We start from the raw sequence: 24,222 nt of genomic DNA, 5'->3' as shown, positions 1-24,222 counted from the left end.
AAGAGGTTTTCCCGAAACATGCCCCACATTCAATTGCTCTCGCCACGGCTCGCGAACCAGATCGCCGCCGGCGAGGTGGTGGAGCGTCCTGCGTCGGTCGTTAAAGAACTGGTTGAAAATGCCCTGGACGCCGGTGCTGGCCGGGTCGACGTAGAGATCGAGCAGGGCGGCGCAAAGCTTATTCGGGTCAGGGACGACGGCAGCGGTATCGACGAGCAGGATTTGCCACTGGCGCTCAGTCGCCATGCCACCAGCAAGATCGCCAGCCTTGACGATCTGGAGGCGGTGGCCTCGCTCGGTTTTCGTGGTGAGGCGCTGGCCAGTATCAGCTCGGTTTCCCGCCTGACACTGACGTCGCGGACGGTCGCCCAGGAAGCCGCTTCTCGGGTGGAAGTGGAGGGCCGCGATATGGACGCCCGAATCTCGCCCGCAGCACATCCGGTGGGAACCACCGTGGAAGTGCGCGACCTGTTCTTCAATACACCCGCCCGTCGTAAGTTCCTGCGTACTGAAAAGACTGAATTCAATCATGTGGAAGAGTGTGTCCGCCGCCAGGCTCTCAGCCGTTTTGATGCCGGATTTACCCTGCGTCACAACCAGCGTGTGGTGCAGAGCCTGCGTCCGGCAGAGTCTTCCGTGGATAAAGAGCGCCGAATCGGTGCGCTGTGCGGTCAGCAGTTCATCGACAATGCCGTGGTGATTGATGCCGAGGCCACCGGGCTGCGGTTGTGGGGCTGGGTGGCTTTGCCGACGTTCTCCCGGAGCCAGGCCGATCTGCAGTACTTCTTCGTGAACGGGCGGGTGATCCGCGATCGGCTGGTGGCTCATGCCGTGCGCCAGGCTTACCGGGACGTGCTCTACAACAATCGCCATCCGGCTTTTGTGCTGTATCTGGAGGTTGATCCGGCCACGGTCGATGTGAACGTACATCCGACCAAGCACGAAGTCCGCTTCCGTGATGGCCGGCTGGTGCATGATTTCATTTTCCGGACGCTGCACAAGGCATTGGCCGATGTGCGTCCGGACGATCACTTGCGTGGTGCCGTTGCTCAATCCTTCGGGCGAGAGAATGCGTCCGTACCCCAACCTGCAATGGCCAGCCCGGGAGCGACTGCCGGCGCGTGGGCTGGGCAGCCTGCAGGGTCGTATTCGAGTGAGCCGCCGGCGCAGACGAGCGCTTTCGGCGGTCAGTACACGGGCCAAAACCAGCCTCAGCAGGAGTGGCACGCCAGTGACCAGATGGCGTTCTATAACTCCCTGAATGCCGGGGGCGGTGTCGACCATGGCGCGGCGACGGCATCCGCCGGTATGGCAGCGGTCATGCCAACGCCTCCGACCGACAGTGACGAGGAGCCGCCACTGGGGTACGCCATCGCCCAGCTCCACGGCATCTACATTCTGGCTCAGGGTCGGGCCGGGCTGATTGTGGTGGATATGCACGCGGCCCACGAGCGCATCACCTATGAGCGTATGAAACGGGCGCTGGCGGAGCAGGATCTCAAGAGTCAGCCCCTGCTGGTGCCTCTGTCCGTGGCAGTGAGCCAGAAAGAAGCGGCGTTGGCAGAGACCCACGGGGAGGAATTGCAGCAGCTCGGATTGCAGGTGGAGCGGATCGGGCCCGAGACCCTGGCGGTCAGGCAGGTGCCGGCCTTACTGCGCGGTGCAGACACCGAACAACTGATTCGGGATGTCCTGGCCGACCTGATTGAACATGGCCAGAGTGATCGGGTGGAGGCGGTGACCCACGAGCTTCTGGGAACCATGGCTTGCCATGGCTCCGTGAGAGCCAATCGACAGCTGACCATTCCGGAGATGAACTCCCTGTTGCGGGATATGGAGGCCACCGAGCGCAGCGGTCAATGCAACCACGGCCGTCCTACCTGGACACTGGTGACGCTGTCAGAGCTGGACAAGCTGTTCCTGCGGGGGCGCTGACAGGTCATGACTGCGCGAAAGATTGGGTCAGAAGAGCGGCCGCCCGCCATCTTTTTGATGGGGCCAACGGCATCGGGAAAGACCGATCTGGCGATTGAGCTGTGTGAGCGTCTGCCCTGCGACATCATCAGCGTCGACTCCGCGATGATATACCGGGGCATGGATATCGGTACGGCCAAACCGTCCGCTGAGGAGCTGGCGCGGGCGCCGCACCGCTTGATCGATATCTGTGACCCGGCCGAGTCATACTCGGCGGCGGATTTTCGGCGGGATGCCCTGGCTGAAATGGAGAAGATCACCGCGGCGGGCCGGATTCCGTTACTGGTGGGCGGCACCATGATGTATTTCAAGGCCCTGCAGCACGGGATGTCCGGGTTACCGGGTGCCGATCCGCAACTGCGCCGGGCGCTGGAGCGGGAGGCTGAGTGCAAGGGCTGGGCAGCACTGCATGGGGAGCTTGGGGAGAAGGACGCCGTTGCGGCCCGCCTGATCCACCCCAACAACCGGCAGCGATTACTGCGGGCACTTGAGGTCATTCGCCTGACCGGCAAGCCTATTTCTTCATTCTGGCAGGCCGAAGGTTCCAGTCTGCCCCAAAATCAAGGGGATGGTGTCGAGGATTACACCTATTTCACCCAATGGCAGGCAGACGAAGTCACTTCGCTTCCGTATACTGTGGTCCAGCTTGCTGTGGCGCCGCCGGAGCGGCGACTGCTTCACGAAAGAATTCATCTGCGCTTTCTGAATATGTTGGAAGCCGGCTTTCTTGATGAAGTGCGGGCTCTGATGGGCAGAGGCGATTTGCACCCGGATCTCCCTTCCATGCGTTGTGTCGGTTATCGTCAGGCCTGGGGTTATCTGGCCGGTGATTGTGACTATGACACATTTGTAAGTAAGGGCGTTGCAGCCACGCGCCAGTTGGCCAAGCGGCAGTTAACATGGTTGCGCAAGTGGTCCGGTGTGGATTGGCTGGACAGCGGGGAGCTAGATATCTCCACGACAGCCTTGAAAAAAATTGGACTTCGCACCACATTTAATTCTGAAAAATGACGATCTGCATTTACTAAAAACAGGAGAACACACATGTCAAAAGGGCACTCGTTACAAGACCCTTACCTCAATGCCTTGCGCAAGGAACGCATTCCGGTTTCCATCTTTCTGGTCAATGGCATCAAGCTTCAGGGCCAGATTGAGTCTTTCGACCAATTCGTGATTTTGCTGAAAAACACTGTCAGCCAGATGGTCTACAAGCACGCTATTTCCACCGTGGTACCTGCCCGTAATGTTCGCATTCCGCCGCAGGCCCCGGGAGGAGAGGGTGAGTCTGAAGACTGATTTGCCCGGCTCGCCGGCACTGCCACCCGCGTCTCTGAAGAGCCTCACCGCTCGGAAGGGCGCGGGTGTTTGTTTTTATGGCATGACAGTTTGACTGTTTCGGAGTTGATAACACTTGTTTGAACGTCCAGACGTCGGTGAACGGGCGATTCTCGTTCACATCGATTTCACCTCCCAGCAAGAAACCGAAGATCCCGATGAATTCCGGGAGCTGGTGACCTCCGCGGGCGTAGAGCCGGTGGCAGTGGTTAATGGCTCGCGTAAGCAGCCCAGCCCACGGCTATTCGTGGGAGAGGGCAAGTTGGAAGAGATCCGTGACGCCATCAGCGCGAATGAGGCAGACGTGGTGTTGTTCAACCACGCCCTGAGCCCGAGCCAGGAGCGCAATATCGAGCGGGACCTGAAATGTCGGGTGCTCGACCGAACCGGTGTGATTCTCGATATTTTCGCCCAGCGAGCCCGCACTCACGAAGGTAAACTCCAGGTTGAGCTCGCCCAGCTTGAGCATATGTCAACGCGACTGGTACGCGGCTGGACACACCTGGAGCGTCAGAAAGGCGGTATTGGTCTGCGGGGGCCGGGTGAGACGCAGCTGGAGACAGACCGGCGACTGCTGCGGGAGCGGATCAAGTCCATCCACAAGCGTCTGGAAAAGGTGCGTCGCCAGCGGAATCAGGGGCGTCGGGCGAGAAAACGCGCTGACATTCCGACGGTTTCGCTGGTTGGTTACACCAACGCCGGCAAGTCGACCCTGTTCAACCGAATTACCACTTCCAGCGTATATGCAGCAGATCAGTTGTTTGCAACGCTCGATCCGACCCTGCGGCGACTGGAACTTCCGGATATCGGCCCGGTCGTAATGGCCGACACCGTGGGCTTTATTCGTCACCTGCCTCATAAGCTGGTTGAGGCGTTTCGGGCAACGCTGGAAGAAACAACGCAAGCATCGCTGCTGATGCACGTTATCGACTGCCATGATAGTCGCCGCGATGAGAATATCGAGCAGGTTGAAGAGGTGCTGGCCGAAATCGGTGCGGATGAAATCCCCGTGCTTCAGGTTTTTAACAAGATTGATTTGCTTGATAATTTTACCCCCCGGGTTGAGCGTAATGAAGACGGTATCCCGGTGCGAGCCTGGGTTTCCGCAGTCACGGGTGAGGGGCTGGATGGTCTGTTCGACGCCGTCGTAGAGCGTCTGGCCGAAGATGTTGTGCATTATTACGTGTTGCTTGGGCCGGCTGATGGCAAGCTGCGGGCCTTACTTCACGAAGCGGGATCTGTACTGAGCGAGCAGCACCGGGAAACCGGCGATGCCGTCCTTGAAGTGCGATTGCAGAACCGGGACTGGCATCAGTTACTGAGCCGTGCCGGAATGAACGAAGATTCAGTCCGTCTCGATGACAGCCACACCCGATAGTGGGCGGGCTATTGCCGGGGCGCTGATAAATCCCTAGTATTTGCAGCCATTCTATTAAGTCAGGAACGGAGAGCACTATGGCCTGGAACGAACCGGGTGGAAATCGCAACGACAATGATCCCTGGGGCACCGGTGGTCGTCGCGGCGATGATCAGGGGCCGCCAGACCTCGATGAGGCACTGAAAAAAGGTCTCGATAAACTGAACAAAATGCTCGGCGGAAAGGGCGGTAAGTCCGGCGGCAGCGGAAGCGGAACCGGTGGCAGCGCCGGTGGCTTTGGTGCCATTCTTGCGCTCGCCGGGATTCTGGTTGTCGGTTACGTGATTTTCCAGTCTTTCTATACTGTCGACGAACAGGAACGTGCGGTTGTCCTGCGTTTCGGTGAGTACAACCGGACTGAAAACCCGGGCCTGCGCTTTAAGGTGCCGTTGATCGATGACGTAACCAAAGTCCGTGTGACCAGCGTTCGTACCGCGGAGTCCAGTGGTCAGATGCTGACCCAGGATGAGAACTTGGTTACCGTGGATCTGCAGGTACAGTACCGGGTGGGTGATGCCCAGGCCTACGTACTGAATGTTCGCGACTCAAACCAGGCCCTGGCGTTTGCGACCGACAGTGCCCTGCGTCATGAAGTGGGCAGTTCGTCCCTGGATGATGTGCTGACCGAAGGTCGTGCAGAACTTTCCGTCCGGGTAGAGCAGCGGCTTCAACGGTTCCTGGGGGAGTACGGAACTGGTCTTGAGATCGTGCGTGTGAACGTTGAGAGCACTCAGCCACCACCGGCGGTTCAGGATGCTTTCCGCGAAGTTCAGCGCGCCCGGGAAGATGAGCAGCGCGTCAAGGAAGAAGCCGAAACCTACCGCAATAAGGTGGTTCCCGAAGCTCGAGGCCAGGCTCAGCGCATGATTGAGGAAGCTAATGCCTACAAACAGGAAGTCATCGAGCGAGCCCGAGGCGAAACCGCGCGCTTCCTCGAGTTGTTGGCGGTTTATCAGAATTCACCGACGGTTACCCGTGACCGCATGTACCTTCAGACCCTGGAAACGGTGCTGTCCAGCAGCAGCAAGATCCTCGTGGATACCGAAAGCAGTGGCAACATGATGTATCTGCCGTTGGATCGCTTGACCCAGGGGAGCCTCCCGCGCAGCGGTGGTCAGTCTTCAGGCGGCAGTGGAGACCAGATGGATATTCAGTCCCTGACCGATCAGGTCATCAAGGAGCTGCGTTCCAGGCAGGACACTAATGTACGGAGGAGCAGATAATCATGGGACCTAAAGGTGTAGTGGGTCTTGCAGGCGCCCTCATTGTTGTCCTGCTCGTGCTGTCCAGCGTGTACATCATCCCGGAAACGCACCGGGGCGTTATGTTGCGCTTTGGTGAGTTGGTGGAAACCGACATTCAGGCCGGGATCCATTTCAAAGTGCCGGTCATTGATCAGGTTCGTGAATTCGATATCCGGGTACTGACCATGGATCTTCCGTCCCGCCAGTACTTGACGGTCGAGAAGAAGCCGCTGGATGTGGATTCCTACATTGCCTGGAAAATCCGTGATGTTGACCAGTTCTATCGTGCCACTGGCGGCGACGAATACCGGGCACAGTCTCTGCTGCTGTCCCGGGTCGACAATGGCCTGCGTGACGAGTTCGGTATTCGTACCATGCACGAAGTGGTATCCGGGCAGCGCGATGAGCTGATGCACACACTGCGTGACCGGGTGAACGAGACCTCCCTGAGCGAATTCGGCATTGAGGTGCTGGATGTGCGTGTCAAAGCCATCGAGTTTCCCGGCCAGGTCAGCGAGAACGTTTACCGCCGTATGGCGACCGAGCGAGAGAAACTGGCCCAGGAATTCCGCTCTCGGGGCCGTGAGTTGGCAGAAGGCATTCGTGCGGATGCGGATCGCCAGCGCACCGTAATCCTGGCTGAAGCGTTCGCAGAGTCTGAGGAGACCCGTGGTGAAGGCGATGGTCAGGCGGCTGCGATCTATGCAGATGCCTATGGCTCAAATGCCGAGTTCTACAGCTTCTATCGCAGTCTGCAGGCGTACCGGAATACCTTCTCCAGCAAGGACGATATCATGGTCATTGACTCCGACAGTGACTTCATGAAATTCCTGAAGGATCCTCAGGGCGGTCGCTGAAGCTCCGCCTTCCGGATCGAAAAACCGGAATACCTCGGTATTCCGGTTTTTTTGTGCCGACCAACCGTGTAAAATTCCGACGGTTTTGTTTCCGGTTTTTGCCGCGGAATTCGCCATAAATCCTGTGTAAACCCCACGGCGCTCTCGCCGAAGCGGGCCTGACGGACAACGTAATCTCATGACAGTATCTGATCGCTGGTTACTGCCGGACGGGGTAGAGGACATTCTGCCGCCCCTGGCCGGACGGATCGAATCCCTGCGCCGGGATGTAATGGATACCTGCCAACGCTGGGGCTACCAGCTCGTAATTCCTCCTCTGATCGAATACCTTGAGTCGCTCTTTACCGGTACCGGTCACGATCTGGAACTGCAGACTTTCAAACTCACGGATCAGCTGACGGGGCGGATGATGGGGGTCCGGGCAGACATGACCCCCCAGGCCGCTCGCATTGATGCGCACACCATGGGGCAGGAGGGCATCACCCGCCTTTGTTACGCCGGCCATGTATTGCATACCCGGCCAAGGCATATGCTGACCGGCCGGACCCCGATCCAGGCCGGGTGTGAGTTGTTCGGCAGTGAATCCGAATCCGCCGATATGGAAGTGATCAGCCTGATGCTGGAGACCCTGCGGGTCGCCGGTCTGCCCCGCATTCATCTGGATCTGGCGCATGTCTCGATTTACCAGAACCTGATTGGCGATGCGGATTTCGATCGCGACACCAAAGCAGCCATTTTTGATGCCATGGCCCGCAAGTCGGTGCCGGAGCTGGACGAATTGCTGGGCCAGTGCCCCGCAGGCTCGGCCGGCGCGCGACTGCGGGAGCTGGCACGGGTGAGTGGCGGCCCGGAAGCCCTGGTCCAGGCAAAGCGGATACTCAAGGGTGCATCGGAAGACCTGGACGCTGCCCTGGAAAAACTGGGTCGCGTTTGTGACATGTTGGCGCGGGATTTCCCGGAAGTGAGCGTGGGCTTCGATTTCTGTGAACTGCGTGGTTACAACTACCACACCGGTCTGGTGTTTGCCGCTTACGTGCCCGGTCACGGCGATTCGGTGGCCAAGGGCGGTCGTTACGATGCCATTGGCAGTGATTTTGGCCGCGCCCGTCCGGCGACTGGTTTCAGTCTGGATATCCGGGCTCTGGTTGCACTGGGAGAGCGCGTACAGCATCGGGTAGGCGCAGTGTGGGCTCCGGCGGATGAAGATCCGGCCCTGGAGGGTGTCATTTCCGGATTGAGAATGACCGAAACCGTGATCCGGGCGCTCCCGGACGACGTCGATGCCGATCCGGCAGCCCGGGGCTGCGACCGGAAACTGGTAAAACAGGGCGGCCAGTGGGTCGTTGAGAAACTGAACTGAGGCCCCTCGGGCGTCGGTGAACTCATTTACAGGTAAACTTGCGAAACGCCTGTCCTCCGGGGCAGCCGCACTGAGAGAGAATCATGGGTAAAAACGTTGTTGTGCTGGGCACCCAGTGGGGTGATGAAGGCAAGGGTAAGATTGTTGACCTGCTGACCGATAAGGTTGCGGCCGTTGTCCGTTTTCAGGGCGGTCACAATGCCGGCCACACACTGGTGATTGACGGCAAGAAAACCGCGCTGCACCTGATTCCGTCCGGCATTCTTCGCCAGCACGTTTACTGCCTGATCGGAAATGGCGTTGTACTCTCACCGGAGGCGCTGCTCAAGGAAGTTCGCGAACTCGAAGCCAATGGCGTTGCCGTGCGCGACCGGCTGCGGATCAGTCTGGCCTGTCCCATCATCCTGCGCACTCACGTCCGCATCGATCAGGCTCGTGAGCGCGCACGTGGCGTCGACAAGATCGGTACCACCGGGCGGGGCATTGGTCCTGCCTACGAGGACAAGGTATCCCGGCGCGGCGTTCGACTCGGTGATCTCTGCAATCCCGGCGATTTCGAAGCCAAATTGCGGGAAATCATGTCCTACCACAACTTTGTTCTGACCGAGTACTTCAAGGAAGAGGCCGAAGATATCGACGCGGCCCTCGAAGAGCTCAAGCAGATGGCCGAGGAAATCCTGCCGATGGCGGCGGATGTGACCGACATGCTGCACGATTTCCGTAAGCGCGGCGAGCACATCCTGTTCGAGGGTGCTCAGGGTTCCCTGCTGGATATTGATCTGGGCACCTACCCGTACGTCACCTCCTCAAACACAACCGCGGGTGGAACCGCCACGGGTTCCGGTTTCGGCCCGCTGTTCCTGGACTATGTGCTGGGTATCACCAAAGCCTACACGACCCGCGTGGGCTCCGGTCCTTTCCCGACCGAGTTGTTCGACGACATGGGTCACCATCTTGCGGTCAAGGGCAATGAAATCGGCACCACAACCGGCCGTTCACGCCGTTGTGGCTGGTTCGATGCAGTGGCGCTCCGTCATGCAATCCAGATCAACAGCGTATCCGGTATCTGCCTGACCAAACTGGACGTTCTGGACGGGATGGATACGGTGAAAGTGTGTGTGGGCTACAAGACACCGAAAGGCGAGATTACCCGTCCGCCAATCGGCTGTGACACCTACAAGGATATCGAGCCCGTTTACGCCGAGCTTCCGGGTTGGAGTGATAGCACGGTGGGGCTGACCAGCGTCGACCAGCTGCCGGAGAACGCCAAGGCCTACATCCGTTTCCTTGAGGAGCAGATCGAGGCACCGATTGATATCATTTCCACCGGTCCGGACCGGATCGAGACGATCACCCTGCGTCATCCGTTTGATGAGTAATTGATGGGAAGCAAGAAAGCCGCCCTGCGGGCAACTGCAGGGCGGCTTTTTTGTGCTAGGGTTTTTCGGCGATGATGGTGGCCCGCCTGGGACCGGGATAGCCCTCGACAGTTCGGGACGGATCCTCCGGGTCCAGAAAGTCCTGCAGTGAATTGAATCGCATCCAATCGGTGCTTCGTTGCTCGTCGGTGGTGGTGTCGGTGACGTCCACAACCCGGGCGTTACGAAAGCCGGTGCGATCCAGCCAGCGAAGCAGGGTATCGCAGCTTGGCAGGAACCAGACGTTTCGCATCTGCCCGTACCGGTCTTCCGGCATCAGGGAGTAACCTTCAGGACCATCCACGACCAGGGTTTCCAGCACCAGTTCACCGCCCCGCCGGAGGGTGCCTTTGAGTTCGAGCAGGTGGTCCAGCGGGGAGCGCCGATGGTAAAGCACGCCCATCGAGAAGGTGGTGTCGAAGGCTTGCAGATTCTCTGGCAAGTCCTCCATCCTCACGGGCAGCAGGTCCACCGGGGCGTTATCCTGATAGCGCTTGACGCTCAGGAACTGGAACAGGAATAACAGCCCCGGATCGATGCCGATAACCCGCCCGGCACCTTCGCCGAGCATGCGCCAGCAGTGGTAGCCGGAGCCGCAACCGACGTCCAGGATTTTCCGGCCGGAAAGGTCAGACAGGTAAGGCAGTACCCGATCCCACTTCCAGTCAGATCGCCATTCGGTATCAATATAGGTGCCAAAGAACTCGAATGGCCCCTTACGCCAGGGCATCAGTCCACGGAGGGCGTTTTCCAGCTGTTCCTGCTGGGGGCCGGTCAGATTATCCGGGGTGCTCAGCGTGATGGCGGAGTGCTTGAGTTCTACCTCGACTCCGGCCAGTTCCGGCAGGCTGTTCAGGGCCGTCTGCCACCGGTCGAGGTCCCCGTGCGGGTTATCGTCGAAACGATGGGTGAGCTGATCTCGAAGTCGGTCGGTCCAGCGGGCGTGGCCAGTTTGAGTAAGCTCCGTCAGCAACGGTCCGAAGTGTTTTTCCCAGTCAAAATTTGCCATGGTTCTCCGAGCGTTTTCAGTGGGCTTTGATGGCCAGCATGGAGACAAAATTAAAGCACTGGTACCAGACCAGTACCCGATCAAATCCGGCGTCCAGCAGGCGTTTCTTGTGGTCGGCCAGGGTTTCGGGGATCAGCACCTGCTCGATGGCGGAGCGTTTCTGACTGATCTCCAGATCCGAGTAGCCGTTGGCGCGCTTGAACTCATGATGCAGTCGAGTCTGGATGTCCTGTTCCTCGTCGGACCCGAAACGGATTTTCTCGGAGAGGATCAGTGCCCCGCCCGGGCGAGTGGCCTCGGCGATGCGGGTGAGCAGGCCAGTTCGGTGCTCGGGTGGGACAAACTGCAGGGTGAAGTTCAGGGTGGTTACCGAGGCATTGCTAAGCTCGGTCTCAAGGATGTCCTCGCAGCGAAGGGTTACTGGCAGTGAGCTGTCGTCCAGCGCGATGTAGTGTTCGCAGCGCTCGATCATGGCACTGGAGTTGTCGACGCCTACGAGTGTGCAGTCCCGGTGTGAAATACCGTGACGCATCGCCAGTGTGGATGCGCCCAGGGAGCAGCCCAGGTCGTAGCAATGGGAGCCTGCCTGAGCGTACTGTTCGGTAATGACCTCAATCATAGGAATGATCGTGGTATAGCCGGGCACCGAACGGCGGATCATGTCCGGAAAGACCCGGGCCACCGAGGCGTCGAAGCGGAAATCCTCCGGGCGACGCTCGGTGGCGAAAAGCCGGTCGGTCTTCTGCTCCGGTGGCTGGCCCGACTTACCCATTGCTGCCACTCTCCTCGACCTCGGGAACGGGCGGGGCGGTCGGTGTCGGCCGACTGCAGCGCACACCCCGGTTCTTGTAATCCACCAATATGCCCCGGAACGACGGGTCCACGTCCGCCGCGATGGCCAGAAAACCGTTTTCGCAGGCGGCGTGCAATTCGGACGCTTTCGGAGACATCCGGAAAGGCTCATCCGGCGTCACATGAATGGCCTGAAAGTCACCGACCGGCACATGGTCCTTGTTGTCAGAATGGTCAATCTTGCCGCTGGCTTCCAGCATCACCACCGTGGCCACCGCCGTAACGATGGCGGTGACAATCAAACTGCGTACGGTGTAACGGGCCTCGTTCTGGCTCATGCCTACCTCATCTGGATGTGGTCAATGGATTAATCAGTACTGGCCGGGCAGCGATATGGACGGCGTTTGCAGGGCGGCCAACTGTTCCCGGAGGGAGAGGACCTGATCCGACCAGAACCGTGGCTGGGCGAACCAGGGAAAAAAACGCGGAAAGGCGGGATCGTCCCAGCGCTTTGCCAGCCAGGCGCAATGGGCGATTTGCCGATAGCAGCGCAGGGGTTCGATCAGGTGGCGTTCACGGCGATTGAAGTCCCGGAACATCTCGTAGCCCTCAAGCAGCTCGCCCAGTTGGGCTCCACGCTCCGAATCCTCACCATTGAGTAGCAGCCACATGTCCTGGACCGCCGGTCCAGTGCGGCAGTCGTCGAGATCCACGAACAGCATCTGTTCGTCGCGGCACAGTATGTTGCCGGCATGACAGTCGCCATGCAGTCTCAGGGTGTCTACCGGGCCGGCCTCATCGATCCGGGCGCCGCAGGCCTGGATCAGGTCCGGAATCAGGCTGTCCCAGGCGGGGCGGAGGTCATCCGGAACCCAGTTGCCTTCCACCAGGAGCCGGTTGTTCTTCTCGATGCCGTCAAGTACCGAGATGCCCGGCCGGTGCCCGAAGGGCTTGCTTGCCCCGATGTTATGCATCTGTCCCAACCATTGCCCCAACCGGTACAGGGTATCTGTCACGCTGACATCCGGTGCCTGGCCGCCGCGCTGGGCAAACACCGCGAACAGGAAGGCGCCGTGTTGACCGAGGGTGTCGCCGGACGGCATGGCCAGTGGAGCCACCACCGGGATGTCGGCGGCAAGAAGTTCAAGGGTGAACTCATGCTCTTCACGGATTTCCGCTTCGGTCCAGCGACCGGGGCGATAGAATTTGGCGATCACCGGTGCGCCTTCGTCCAGCCCGACCTGGTACACCCGGTTTTCATAGCTGTTGAGGGCAAACAGACGTCCACTGACCGCGAAACCGGCCTCCTCCATGGCGTCCAGAATAATGTCGGGAGTCAGTGTGTCGTACGGATGAGACGATGTCGCCAGTGATGAGTCATGGGTCATATTGAAAAGTGGTCAGAGTCCTGTGTCGTAGTTCGATTTCATTGTCTGGAGATGGTACCAGTTCTCGTCCAGTTCCCAGCGGATCCGGTTGATTCCTGACGCCCCCAGGACGATATCGCCGGCTCGTGCCTGAATTCGGGCGAGTTCGCGCTCTGCTCTTTGCCAGGACCGATGGTCATCGTTCAGGTTGCGCATGTTCGGAAAAACCGTGCTCAAGGCCTCCTGGGTCGATGTGGTATGAGAGCGCAGCGAACTCATGATGGCTGTGCTGCCTTCGACGCGCAGGACCCGGTGCTGGTAAGGGTAATCGGCGACCTTTTCGTCGCCTTTCAGGCGCTCGTTCAGGCTGATAATTTCAAAGCCTCGCCATCCAAGCCAACCGACGAACATGGCGGCGACCACCATCACCAGCGCAAACTGCTTCCTGTCAGACATCATTGCCGGGCTCCCTCCGCTGCGTCCAGAGCGTAAGTATAACCTGTATGGCCGCCTGCGTAAGCACAGTGACTGGCCTGCTCTCGTTGATTTTCCGGAACAAACACAGGATCGGTTATGCTTGGGTATATATGGGGCTGAAAACGGGAGAAAAGTCGAGTGTCGCAGGAGACCCTTGAAGCACAAACGGTTGTCATCGGAGCCGGAGTGGTAGGGTTGGCCATTGGCCGGGCGCTAGCCCGGGCGGGCCATGAAATCCTGATTCTTGAGGCGGGTGACCGGTTCGGTGAGGGCCTGTCCTCGCGAAACAGTGAGGTCATTCATGCGGGCATCTATTACCCCGAAGGCAGTTTGAAGGCCCGCCTGTGTGTGGCGGGCCGGCAGCAGTTATACCAGTACTGTGAAGCTCGTAAGGTCGGGTATCGAAAGTGTGGTAAGTGGATTGTCGCGACATCGGATCATCAGGCGGGAAGCCTCGAGGTTATCCGGAATGGAGCCGGGCGTAACGCAGTGGAGTTGGACCTCGTTTCGGGAGCCTCGTTGTCGAGGATGCTTCCTGATATCACCGCGTCTGCCGGGCTCTGGTCTTCGGAAACCGGGATTGTCGACAGCCATGCACTGATGTTGTCTCTGCTGGGCGACTGTGAAGATGCCGGTGGTCAGCTGGTATTAAGGGCGCCGGTGATCGGAGTGGAAACCTCCGGTAAGTGCCATCGCCTGAGGGTTGGTGGCGACATGCCTGCTGTTCTGGAGGCCCGGAAAGTCATCAATGCGGCGGGCCTGGGGGCTGCCGGACTGGCTCAGGAATGGCACGGGCTGCCGGCTTCCCAAAAGCCGCGCCAATGGCTGGCCCGGGGGGTGTATTTCAGCTATGGCGGGCGGCATCCGTTCAGTAACCTGATCTACCCCGTTCCCGAACCCGGAGGGCTGGGTGTACACCTGACGTTGGATCTCGCCGGTCAGGCCCGCTTCGGGCCCGATGTCGAGTGGATCGATAACGAAGATTATTCCGTTGATCCCGCCCGGGTCAGCCGATTCATAAACAGCATCAAGGACTGGTGGCCGGGCCTCGACGAGAGCCGGCTTCAGCCGGCATACGCAGGCATTCGGCCGAAGTTGGCAGGCCCCGACGGTGGCGGTTCCGATTTCCGTATCGAAGGTCCGCAGGATCACGGAATCGACGGTGTGGTGAACCTGTTTGGCATTGAATCACCCGGGCTGACGTCCTGTCTGGCGATTGCCGATCTTGTGAAAGCCAAGCTGGCTTAGGCCGGTGTTCGGGCGAGTGCCCAGACCTGTATGTCCCGGGCACCGTGTTCACGCAGTAGGGTCGCCAGTGCCCGGACTGTCGCCCCGGTGGTTACGACATCATCGACGATGGCAATGCGCGCCGGCACCCGGCCGTGTATCTCGAAGACCCCTCGAAGATTGTCCAGCCGTTCGCGGCGGCTCAGTTCCCGCTGGGCCCGGACGGTTTGTGTGCGGCGAACCAGGCCGGCGGCAACGGGGATGTCCAACTGGCTGCCGATCTGTTCGGCGATTTCCTGAGCCTGGTTGAAGCCACGCTTGCGGCGCCGTTGCCGGTGCATGGGGGCCGGAACCAGTGCCTCGGGTTTCAAGTTGGGGGCCCGCTCGAAGTGATCGACGAGGTGCTGCACCAGCCCTGCGATCAGGGGGCGGGCAAACTGGCGTTGGCTGTTGTATTTGAAGCGTCCAATCATGCTGTCGACTGGAAACTGGTAACGCCAGGGTATTAGTGAGCGGCCAAAGGGTGGGGGAGAGGCGAGGCAGTCGCCACATGCAAGGTCGTTGGCCGGGTACGGGAGGGGAAGGGCGCAGGTTTGGCACTGCCACCGGTTGACCGGCAGGTCATTGTGGCAGGGCAGGCATAAGCCGTTGAAAGCATTGCTCGAAAGGCAGGCTACGCACTGGCCGGCTCTGTTATCGCTGTTAACCTTTAGTTCCATTAAGGTTGACAGCCAGTTCTGTCCCTTTATCATCTGTTTCATCCGTAAACCCAGAGACCGGAAAAGGTTAACAGGACTTTCACATGACCGCTACAGCCACCTCCACGGCACCCTCCATGGAAATTCGTCACGACTGGACGCTGCAGGAAGCGCGGGATCTGTTCGCGCTGCCGTTTAATGACCTTCTGTTCCGTGCCCAGAGTGTGCATCGTCAGCACTTCGATCCGAATGAGGTCCAGGTCAGCACTCTCCTGTCGATCAAGACTGGCGCCTGTCCCGAGGATTGCAAGTACTGTCCGCAAAGCGGCCATTACAATACCGGTCTCGAGAAGGAAAAGTTGCTGGAAATCGAGAAGGTGGTGGCCGAGGCTCGGGCCGCAAAGGGCAAGGGGGCTTCCCGCTTCTGCATGGGCGCCGCCTGGCGCAGCCCGTCCAAAAAGGACATGCCGTACGTTCTGGACATGGTGAAGCAGGTGAAATCCCTGGGGCTGGAGACCTGCATGACTCTTGGCATGCTGGAGGAGCATCAGGCGAAGGAACTGGCAGACGCGGGCCTGGATTATTACAACCACAATCTGGACACCTCCGAGAAATACTACAGCCACATCATCACCACTCGCACCTACCAGGACCGCCTCGATACCCTGGATAACGTGCGCAAGGCGGGTATGAAGGTTTGCTGCGGCGGCATCATGGGTATGGGTGAGGACGATGATGACCGGGTCGGGCTGCTCATGCAGCTGGCAAACCTGCCGCACCACCCGGAAAGTGTGCCCGTGAACATGCTGGTGAAGGTCAAGGGAACCCCCATGGAAGATGTGGAAGACCTGGATCCCTTTGACTTCGTTCGCATTATAGCGGTGGCCCGGATCATGATGCCGGCATCCCACGTCCGGCTCTCCGCTGGTCGGGAGAACATGAACGAGCAAATGCAGGCACTGTGTTTCATGGCCGGCGCCAACTCCATTTTCTACGGCGAGAAGTTGTTGACCACTGCCAACCCCGAGGCCGACGCCGATATGGAGCTTTTCCGCCGCCTGGGCATTCGCCCGGAGCAGCGGGAACAGTGTGCTTCCGAGGAGCAGGAAGAAGAGGCGATTGCCGAAGCGGTGGAGTATGAGGCGACCCGCCACATGTTCTATGACGCCACACGGGAATCCGCTGCGTCCTGATTGAATCCCGGGGTGATACTGTGCGTGACTTTGAAGGCGAGCTTGCTCAGAGAAAGAAGGCGGGTCTTTACCGGACCCGCCGCCAGATCTCCGGTCCTCAGCAGCCGGCGTTGACGTCCGATGGCAAGCCCCTGTTGTCCTTCTGTAGCAACGACTATCTTGGGTTGGCCAATCATCCTGCCAATCTCGACGCCCTTCGGGATGCTCTGCCTGATACCGGTCTTGGCGGAGCAGCTTCGCACCTGATCTGTGGCCATCATGATGCCCACCATGAGCTTGAGCAACGTCTGGCCAGCTTTACCGGGCGCAGCGCGGCACTGTTCTTCTCCACCGGCTATATGGCTAACATGGGCGTCATTTCGGCTCTGGCTGGCCGCGGCGACACGATTTTTTCTGATCGACTTAATCATGCCTCCATTATCGATGGCTGCATTCTCAGCCGTGCCAAGATCCGGCGCTACGCCCATGGGGATGTCGCCGGACTCGAGGCCTTGCTGGCACAGACCAGCGGCCACAAACTCGTGGTGACGGATGGCGTGTTCAGTATGGATGGCGATGTCGCACCGCTGAAAGAGCTGGCACGGGTGTGTCGGGATCACGATGCCTTGCTGGTGGTTGATGACGCCCACGGTATTGGTGTGCTCGGCCCGCAGGGGCGCGGCAGCATCGCGGCTCAGGGGTTGTCAGAAGCCGATGTGCCCGTGCTGATCGGAACGCTGGGCAAGGCCGTGGGAACCAGTGGTGCTTTTGTTGCTGGCTCGTCGGTGCTGATGGAATACCTGGTCCAGAAAGCGCGGACCTACATCTACACCACCGCCATGCCCCCGGCTATTGCGGCTGCGACCACCGCCAGTATTGATCTGATTGAGAAGGACGACGAGCGCCGACAGCACCTACAGGCGCTGGTCGATCGTTTCCGCAACGAGGCCTCTGCCCTTGGGTATGAGCTCATGCCGTCCACCACGCCCATTCAGCCGATCATGGTGGGTGACAATTGGACCGCACTTGAGCTGAGTCGCGCGCTGGAAGAACGGGGGCTTCTGGTAACGGCTATCCGGCCGCCCACTGTTCCGGAAGGTGAGGCCCGGTTGCGGGTTACCTTCAGTGCTGCTCACAGTCAGTCGGATCTGGATCGGCTGCTGCAGGGGCTCTCCGAATGCCGACACCTATTGGCAAAACAGGATGTTGCGGTATGAGTGTAGCCGCGTGTGCTGTTGCCGGGCCACTGGACCTGTGCGGGCAGCAGGAGTCTGAGATTGCCGAGAAGTCCCTGATTGCCAGACAGTTCGGTAACGCCTGTGATACCTATGAAGGCGCCTCCCGGTTACAGCGTCTCATGGGGGAGGTCATGCTCCGTTCGTTGGCGACTGCTTCTGAAGATGGGCGTCCTCTTCGGGTTCTGGACCTGGGTTGCGGCACCGGTTGGTTCACGCGCAAGTTGGCGCAGATTCAACCATCAAGCCGGTTGACCGGGGTAGATCTCTCGCCGGGTATGGTCCGGAAGGCTCGTGAGCATGGTGGCGCGGAAATTGACTGGCTCGTTGCCGACGCTGAAGCCTTGCCGCTCCCGGACCGCAGTTTCGACATGGTTTTCAGCAACCTGATGATTCAGTGGTGCGCTGACCCTGGGCCAGTGCTTGCCGAGTGCCGACGATTGCTCAAGCCGGGTGGAAGGCTGATGATGTCGACCCTGCTGGAGGGCACACTCGGTGAGCTGGTAAGGGCATGGGCGGTCGCCGATCCGGGGCAGGCCCATGTAAACCGGTTTGAGTCCGAGCCCTTCCTGAAAGAGCGAGTAGCGGTCGAAATGCCCGGCGCCTCTGTGGAGACCAAAACGTTGCGGCTTCCCTATGCCTCGCCGATGGCGCTGGCAGGGGAGCTGAGGCAGTTGGGCGCCGGCTTCAAAAGTGAATCCCGTCGAAAGACGTTAACTGCGCCCGGTCGCGTTCGGAAAATGTGCCGCCATTACCCGAAAGAGCCGGATGGGGCCGTGATCGCCAGTTACGAGGCGGCGTGGGTATACTGGCGCTCGACTGAATAACCATCACGTGACAACCTAATCAGGAAATCCGGAAGGCATGGCCAAAAAAACCTATTTTGTTACCGGCACCGATACCGGCGTTGGCAAGACCATGGTCTCAGCGGCCATCCTTGAGTCGGCGAGGGCGGAGGGCAGGCGTACCCTGGCCATGAAGCCGATAGCCTCGGGGTGTGAGTCGACACCTGACGGTTTGCGCAATGAAGACGCGCTGGCCCTGCAGAAGGCGATTACGGAACCCTTGGCTTACGATCTGATCAATCCGGTGGCTCTGGAACCGGCAATTGCGCCCCACGTTGCCGCGGTGCAGGCGGGCAGGACCGTCACGGCCCAGCGTTTGATCGGTTTTTGCCGGGGTCTGCAGATCCGGCCGGCGGACCTGATGCTGGTTGAAGGGGCCGGTGGCTGGCGGGTTCCGCTGAATGACCGGGAAACCTACGCCGCCTTGCCGCGGGAGCTGGGTATGCCAGTGATTCTGGTGGTTGCCCTGAAACTTGGTTGCATCAATCATGCATTGCTGACAGCCGAAGCGATTCGGGCCGACGGACTGGACGTTGCCGGCTGGGTCGCCAATCGCGTAGAGCCGGAACCCATGGCTTGTGAGCAAGAAACTCTGAATTACCTTCTCACTCACCTGAGGGCGCCTTGCCTTGGAGTGCTGCCCTGGCTTGAGAATGCAGACCCTGTCGCCCTGACAAGTTACCTGAAGATCGACCCCCTGTTTGAAAATTGACCATGATTGTGGCTTACTGGAGTCAATAATCGGTCATTGGAAGTATTGGTCATGATCAATAATACGCTTGCAGTCGGCATTCAGGGCATCCAGGACGGCATGGTGGGGATGGACAATGCCGCCCGGAAAATAGCTCGCGGTGGTGTCGATGGTCCTAAGGGGACGGCCGAAGGTTCTGGAAGTCTGGTGGAGCCGATGATTGATCTGAAGCTTTACGAGCGCAGTGTGGAAGCGTCAGCGCAAGTGGTGAAGACCGCAGACGAAACCCTGGGCACACTGCTTGACATATTGGCCTGACAGTCGGTCATGACTGCAATTTCCTCGAATCCTCCTGCTTTTGCGCTTACTGGTGCTAATCCCTCCTCTCCCACGCCCACTCGTTCCCCGGAAAATGCTGAGGTTCGCGAAAAATCAGCTCAACCGGCCCAGGATGAACAGGGGCTAAGCCAGGAAGAACTAAAGCGGCTTTCCGAGCTCAAGGCAAGAGATCGCGAAGTCCGGGCCCATGAGGCAGCCCACCAGGCCGCCGGTGGTCAGTATGCGGGAGCCATGTCCTTCACTTATGAGCGGGGTCCGGATGGCGCCCAGTATGCCGTAGGTGGGGAAGTTTCCATCGACATGTCTCCAATCAATGGCGATCCCCAGGCGACAATCGAGAAAATGCGCGTCGTCCGGGCTGCGGCCATGGCGCCTGCGGAGCCTTCCGGTCAGGATCGGGCCGTTGCGGCCGAGGCGATGCAGGTGATGCTGCAGGCCCGGTCGGAATTGGCCTCCGAGCAGAAGGACAAATCGGAGGATGCATCGGCCTCTGGCGCGGACGAGCCGGGCACTTCCCGGTCCCGCGCCGCAGAGCAGGCCAGCAACGCTTATCGGTCGGTCGCTGCGATGGTCGATGATTCTCAACAGGGCCTAACCGGTTTCGGCCCTGTCGCCGCCTGAAAGTTCGAAACATTCCCTCCTGGTTTCCTTGTATCCGCAACTGCTTGTATTTGTTTGCGAGCGCCTCCGTGGAGCGCATTCCTGTGACATGCCGCAACACAAATTTTTATTCCGACTATTGACAATTCTGTGCCTGTAAACGTATGTTTCAAACAAGTGTTTAATTAAGGCTGCGGCGCACTGCGTTGCGGTGTCTGAGCAAACCCAAGGCCCGAAGCTGTCAGACCAGATTCAGCTGAGACCGAAAACCGAGGTGGATTCCATGCCTGAATATAAAGCGCCCCTGCGTGACATCAAATTTGTAATGAACGAGCTGCTGGACAGTGAGCAGCACTACGCAAACCTGGAAGGTGCCGACGACGCGACTCCGGACATGGTGGACGCCATTATCGGGGAAGGTGCCAAGTTCTGTGAGCAGGTTCTGTCTCCGCTGAACCAGGTGGGCGACAAAGAGGGTTGTACCTGGAGCGAAGACGGTGTGAAAACGCCGACAGGGTTCAAGGAAGCATACCAGCAGTACGTTGAAGGTGGCTGGCCTTCCATGACCGCGGATCCCAACTACGGCGGCCAGGGCCTGCCGCACTCTCTGGGTCTGGTTATGAGTGAGATGGTTGGTACCGCCAACTGGTCCTGGGGCATGTACCCCGGCCTGAGCCACGGTGCCACCAACACCATCGAGGCGCACGGCACTGAAGAGCAGAAACAGACCTACCTGACCAAGCTCATCAGTGGCGAGTGGACCGGCACCATGTGTCTGACCGAGCCGCACTGTGGTTCTGACCTGGGCACTTTGCGTTCCAAGGCTGAGCCGAATGCAGACGGCACCTATTCCATCACCGGTACCAAGATTTTCATTTCCGCCGGTGAGCACGACATGGCCGAGAACATCGTCCACATCGTTCTGGCTCGACTGCCGGGCGCCCCGGAAGGAACCAAGGGTATCTCCCTGTTCATCGTGCCCAAGAACCTCCCGAACGAGGACGGCTCCTCGGGCGAGCGCAACGCCGTTTCCTGTGGTTCCATCGAGCACAAGATGGGTATCCATGGCAACGCCACCTGCGTGATGAATTTCGACGGTGCCAAGGGCTGGTTGATCGGACCGGAGAACAAGGGCCTGAACTGCATGTTCACGTTCATGAACACTGCCCGTATCGGTACGGCTATCCAGGGTCTGGGCGCCGCCGAACTGGGTTTCCAGGGCTCTCTGGTCTATGCCAAGGAGCGTCTGGCCATGCGTTCACTGAGCGGTCCGAAGAATCCGGAAGGCATTGCCGATCCGATCATCGTGCACCCGGACGTCCGTCGCATGCTGCTGACCCAGAAGGCGGTCGCCGAAGGCGCCCGTGCCCTGATTTATCTGACTGCGCAGCAGGCCGACATCGTTCACAGTGGCAAGACCGAAGAAGACCGCAAAGCGGCCGATGAGGCGCTGGGCTTCCTGACACCGATCGCCAAGGCGTTCCTGACTGAGATCGGTTACGAAGCTGCCAACCTGGGCATGCAGGTATTCGGTGGCCACGGTTTCATTTCCGAGTGGGGCATGGAACAGAACGTTCGTGATGCCCGGATCGGCATGATCTACGAAGGTACTACCGGCATTCAGGCGCTCGATCTGCTGGGTCGTAAGGTTCTGATGACTCAGGGCGAGTCCCTGAAGGGCTTCACCAAGCAGGTGCACGTGTTCTGCAAGGAAAATGCCGACAATGAACAGCTGAAGGAGTTCGTGGAGCCGCTGGCGGCCCTGAACAAGGAGTGGGGCGACCTGACCATGAAGGTTGGTATGACCGCCATGAAGAACCGTGAAGAGGTGGGTGCGGCTTCTGTCGACTACCTGATGTACTCCGGTTATGCGGTGTTCGCTTACCTCTGGGCCCGTATGGCCAAGGTCGCGCTGGACAAGATGGCAGACGGCACCTCCGAGGAGATGTTCTACAATGCCAAAGTTCAGACCGCGCGTTTCTACTTCAAGCGTATGCTGCCCCGCTCCAAGGCCCATGCCGAAAGCATGCTGGCCGGGGCGGACAGCCTGATGGACATGCCGGAAGAAGCCTTCGCCATCTAAGGCGCGGGCACCTGAGGCAGTTCAGAAGTACTGAGAAAGCCCGCACTCCCCGGAGGCGGGCTTTTTTCATGAGTTGGCTTCTGCTTTTGAGGTAGAATAGGCGCCCATAAAAATAATCTTGAGCGGACACATAGCCCGAACAGGCGAGCCAGGCTGAATCACGGCCGTTTTGCCGCCTGCAAAGACTGACTGGAATTTTGGAGAGTTATAGATGGCTGATTATCAGGCACCTTTGCGTGACATGCGTTTCGTGTTGAACGAAGTTTTTGATGCTCCCGCCCTTTGGGCCTCGCTGCCCAAGGTCGCCGAGAATGTGGATCCGGACACAGCCGATGCAATTCTGGAAGAGGCCGGAAAAATCAGCAGTGGCGTTCTGGCACCGCTGAACCGCGAAGGTGACGAACTGGGCAGCAAGTGGAATGAAGGTGAAGTCACGGCGCCGGAGGGCTTCAAGGAAGCTTACCAGACCATCGTTGAAGGTGGCTGGAACGGTCTCGGTGGCAACCCCGAGTTTGGCGGTATGGGTATGCCCAAGACCCTGGTTGCCCAGTTTGAAGAGATGATGCAGGGCGCCAACATGGCGTTTGGCCTGGCGCCGATGCTGACCGCCGGTGCCTGTCTGGCCCTGGATGCCCACGGCAGCCAGGAGCTGAAGGAAAAGTATCTGCCAAACATGTACTCCGGCGTCTGGTCCGGTGCCATGGATCTGACCGAGCCGCACGCCGGGACTGATCTGGGCATCATCCGCACCAAGGCTGAGCCGAATGACGACGGTTCATTCAACGTGACCGGCACCAAGATCTTTATCACTTGGGGCGAGCACGACATGGCCGAGAACATTATTCACCTGGTTCTCGCCAAGCTGCCAGATGCGCCCAAGGGGCCGAAGGGTATTTCCCTGTTCCTGGTTCCCAAGTTCCTCGTTAACGACGACGGCTCTCTGGGTGAGCGCAACAGCTTCAGCTGTGGCTCCATCGAGAAGAAAATGGGCATCAAGGGTTCCGCCACCTGTGTGATGAATTTTGACGGCGCCCGGGGCTGGCTGGTCGGTGAGGAGAACAAGGGCCTCGCCGCGATGTTTACCATGATGAACTACGAGCGTCTGGGGGTTGGTATCCAGGGCATTGGCGCCGCGGAGGCATCCCTGCAAAGTGCTCGCGAGTATGCACTGGACCGTATCCAGAGCCGCGCACCGACAGGAGCTCAGCAGCCAGAGAAAGCCGCGGATCCCATTCTGGTGCATCCGGATGTGCGTCGTATGCTGCTCACCATGAAAGGTTACGTAGAGGGTGGTCGCGCCTTTTCTACCTATGTTGCCCAGTGGCTGGATATCTCCAAGTACGCGGATCCTGCTGAGGAAGACCGCCGCAAGCACGCCGAAGGCATGGTGGCTTTGCTCACGCCCGTCGCCAAGGCCTTCCTGACCGATCGTGGCCTGGATGCCTGCATCATGGGGCAGCAGGTTTTCGGCGGTCACGGTTTTATCCGTGAATGGGGTCAGGAACAGCTGGTTCGTGATTGTCGTATTACCCAGATCTATGAGGGAACCAACGGTATTCAGGCGCTGGATCTGATGGGACGAAAGGTCGTCGGGAGTCAGGGCAAGCTGTATGAGTTGTTTGCCCAGGATGTGGCGGCGTTCATTGAAGAGAACAGCGCGGATGCGACGCTGCGCCCGTTCCTCGAGCCACTGGCCGCGGCGTTCGAGCGTCTGTCCGATGTCACTGAGCATGTCATCCAGCAAGCGGGTGACAACCCCGATGCGATCGGCGCTGCGTCAGTGGATTATCTCGACCTGTTCGGCCTGACCGCGCTTGGCTACATGTGGGCCCGGATCGTGAAGGCGGCGGCGCCGAAAGCAGAGTCTGACAGCTCGGGTTTCTACACCGGCAAGCTGAAAACCGCACAATTCTATTTTGACCGTCTGTTGCCCAAGACCGTTTCCCTCGCCGAGGGGATTCGCAGCGGCAGCGATTCCATGATGGCGTTGACTGCGGAAGAGTTCTGATCGCTCGCGAGTGATAACAGGATCAAAAAAAAGCAGGCCTCCGGGCCTGCTTTTTTATGCCGTTCAGGATGATG

The 24,222-nt window shown here is 59.3% G+C and carries 23 protein-coding genes; 17 read left to right on the top strand and 6 right to left on the bottom strand.

The features are described 5' to 3' along the window. Positions 1-18 precede the first annotated feature (18 nt). From mutL to KZO34_RS04505, 8 genes are all read left to right on the top strand, one after another. Complete coding sequence (mutL, locus tag KZO34_RS04540) at positions 19-1,935, top strand: DNA mismatch repair endonuclease MutL (protein ID WP_219473813.1); 1,917 nt, start codon at positions 19-21, stop codon at positions 1,933-1,935. A gap of 6 nt (positions 1,936-1,941) precedes the next feature. Further along, positions 1,942-2,985 carry a tRNA (adenosine(37)-N6)-dimethylallyltransferase MiaA gene (gene miaA / locus KZO34_RS04535; protein WP_257900198.1) on the top strand — a complete coding sequence of 348 codons (1,044 nt, stop codon included), beginning with the start codon at positions 1,942-1,944 and terminating at the stop codon, positions 2,983-2,985. Between the two features lie 33 nt (positions 2,986-3,018). Beyond that, positions 3,019-3,270, top strand: coding sequence for an RNA chaperone Hfq (hfq, locus tag KZO34_RS04530; RefSeq protein WP_218635049.1), 252 nt, complete (start codon positions 3,019-3,021; stop codon positions 3,268-3,270). 115 nt (positions 3,271-3,385) lie between these two features. Then, on the top strand, positions 3,386-4,687 hold the full coding sequence (gene hflX, locus KZO34_RS04525; RefSeq protein ID WP_219473812.1) for a ribosome rescue GTPase HflX: 1,302 nt from the start codon (positions 3,386-3,388) through the stop codon (positions 4,685-4,687). Positions 4,688-4,764: 77 nt separating this feature from the next. After that, on the top strand, positions 4,765-5,949 hold the full coding sequence (gene hflK, locus KZO34_RS04520) for an FtsH protease activity modulator HflK (RefSeq protein ID WP_219473811.1): 1,185 nt from the start codon (positions 4,765-4,767) through the stop codon (positions 5,947-5,949). 2 nt (positions 5,950-5,951) lie between these two features. After that, positions 5,952-6,827 carry a protease modulator HflC gene (gene hflC / locus KZO34_RS04515; RefSeq protein WP_219473810.1) on the top strand — a complete coding sequence of 292 codons (876 nt, stop codon included), beginning with the start codon at positions 5,952-5,954 and terminating at the stop codon, positions 6,825-6,827. A gap of 178 nt (positions 6,828-7,005) precedes the next feature. Beyond that, positions 7,006-8,187, top strand: coding sequence for an ATP phosphoribosyltransferase regulatory subunit (locus KZO34_RS04510; protein ID WP_219473809.1), 1,182 nt, complete (start codon positions 7,006-7,008; stop codon positions 8,185-8,187). Between the two features lie 83 nt (positions 8,188-8,270). Next, entirely contained in the window at positions 8,271-9,566 is a 1,296-nt protein-coding gene (locus KZO34_RS04505) for an adenylosuccinate synthase (protein ID WP_219473808.1), read from the top strand. 55 nt (positions 9,567-9,621) lie between these two features. Here the strand turns inward: KZO34_RS04505 and cmoB are convergent, their stop codons facing one another. The 5 genes from cmoB to KZO34_RS04480 are packed head-to-tail and all read right to left on the bottom strand — an operon-like array spanning position 9,622 to position 13,232. Then, positions 9,622-10,614, bottom strand: a complete 993-nt coding sequence (gene cmoB / locus KZO34_RS04500) for a tRNA 5-methoxyuridine(34)/uridine 5-oxyacetic acid(34) synthase CmoB (RefSeq protein WP_219473806.1) — start codon at positions 10,612-10,614, stop codon at positions 9,622-9,624. A gap of 16 nt (positions 10,615-10,630) precedes the next feature. After that, positions 10,631-11,386, bottom strand: a complete 756-nt coding sequence (gene cmoA / locus KZO34_RS04495) for a carboxy-S-adenosyl-L-methionine synthase CmoA (protein ID WP_219473804.1) — start codon at positions 11,384-11,386, stop codon at positions 10,631-10,633. After that, entirely contained in the window at positions 11,379-11,744 is a 366-nt protein-coding gene (locus tag KZO34_RS04490) for a kinase (RefSeq protein WP_219473801.1), read from the bottom strand. The genes cmoA and KZO34_RS04490 overlap by 8 nt, the downstream gene beginning before the upstream one ends. 33 nt (positions 11,745-11,777) lie before the next feature. Next, on the bottom strand, positions 11,778-12,794 hold the full coding sequence (locus tag KZO34_RS04485; protein WP_219473799.1) for a serine/threonine protein kinase: 1,017 nt from the start codon (positions 12,792-12,794) through the stop codon (positions 11,778-11,780). Between the two features lie 12 nt (positions 12,795-12,806). Continuing rightward, positions 12,807-13,232 (bottom strand): hypothetical protein, encoded by a 426-nt coding sequence (locus KZO34_RS04480; protein WP_257900197.1) that lies wholly within the window; start codon positions 13,230-13,232, stop codon positions 12,807-12,809. Positions 13,233-13,388: 156 nt separating this feature from the next. Here KZO34_RS04480 and KZO34_RS04475 point away from each other — a divergent pair, with 156 nt between their 5' ends. Next, positions 13,389-14,498 carry an NAD(P)/FAD-dependent oxidoreductase gene (locus KZO34_RS04475; protein WP_219473797.1) on the top strand — a complete coding sequence of 370 codons (1,110 nt, stop codon included), beginning with the start codon at positions 13,389-13,391 and terminating at the stop codon, positions 14,496-14,498. On the opposite strand, the gene KZO34_RS18620 is transcribed toward KZO34_RS04475, so the two are convergent. Beyond that, positions 14,495-14,950, bottom strand: a complete 456-nt coding sequence (locus tag KZO34_RS18620) for a ComF family protein (RefSeq protein WP_257900196.1) — start codon at positions 14,948-14,950, stop codon at positions 14,495-14,497. The two genes, KZO34_RS04475 and KZO34_RS18620, sit on opposite strands and share 4 nt — an antisense overlap. Before the next feature lie 329 nt (positions 14,951-15,279). On the opposite strand from KZO34_RS18620, the gene bioB reads away from it, so the two are divergent. The 8 genes from bioB to KZO34_RS04430 all read left to right on the top strand — a co-directional run bounded on the left by bioB (position 15,280) and on the right by KZO34_RS04430 (position 24,148). Continuing rightward, positions 15,280-16,368, top strand: coding sequence for a biotin synthase BioB (gene bioB, locus KZO34_RS04465; protein WP_257900195.1), 1,089 nt, complete (start codon positions 15,280-15,282; stop codon positions 16,366-16,368). Positions 16,369-16,388: 20 nt separating this feature from the next. Then, a complete protein-coding gene (gene bioF, locus KZO34_RS04460; RefSeq protein ID WP_219473795.1) occupies positions 16,389-17,564 on the top strand; it encodes an 8-amino-7-oxononanoate synthase in 1,176 nt (391 codons plus the stop codon). Further along, entirely contained in the window at positions 17,561-18,409 is an 849-nt protein-coding gene (gene bioC / locus KZO34_RS04455) for a malonyl-ACP O-methyltransferase BioC (protein WP_219473793.1), read from the top strand. The genes bioF and bioC overlap by 4 nt, the downstream gene beginning before the upstream one ends. Before the next feature lie 37 nt (positions 18,410-18,446). After that, a complete protein-coding gene (gene bioD, locus KZO34_RS04450) occupies positions 18,447-19,139 on the top strand; it encodes a dethiobiotin synthase (RefSeq protein WP_219473791.1) in 693 nt (230 codons plus the stop codon). 51 nt (positions 19,140-19,190) lie between these two features. Beyond that, positions 19,191-19,436 (top strand): flagellar basal body rod C-terminal domain-containing protein, encoded by a 246-nt coding sequence (locus tag KZO34_RS04445; RefSeq protein WP_219473789.1) that lies wholly within the window; start codon positions 19,191-19,193, stop codon positions 19,434-19,436. A gap of 9 nt (positions 19,437-19,445) precedes the next feature. Beyond that, on the top strand, positions 19,446-20,078 hold the full coding sequence (locus tag KZO34_RS04440) for a putative metalloprotease CJM1_0395 family protein (protein ID WP_219473786.1): 633 nt from the start codon (positions 19,446-19,448) through the stop codon (positions 20,076-20,078). A gap of 262 nt (positions 20,079-20,340) precedes the next feature. Continuing rightward, a complete protein-coding gene (locus KZO34_RS04435; protein WP_219473784.1) occupies positions 20,341-22,140 on the top strand; it encodes an acyl-CoA dehydrogenase C-terminal domain-containing protein in 1,800 nt (599 codons plus the stop codon). A gap of 211 nt (positions 22,141-22,351) precedes the next feature. Then, positions 22,352-24,148, top strand: a complete 1,797-nt coding sequence (locus KZO34_RS04430) for an acyl-CoA dehydrogenase C-terminal domain-containing protein (protein ID WP_219473782.1) — start codon at positions 22,352-22,354, stop codon at positions 24,146-24,148. Positions 24,149-24,222: the final 74 nt, after the last annotated feature.

It is taken from the genome of Marinobacter sp. F4206, assembly GCF_019392195.1.
Lineage (GTDB): Bacteria > Pseudomonadota > Gammaproteobacteria > Pseudomonadales > Oleiphilaceae > Marinobacter.
Note: the sequence above shows the minus strand (reverse complement) of the source record. Positions and strands in the feature narration are given on the sequence as shown.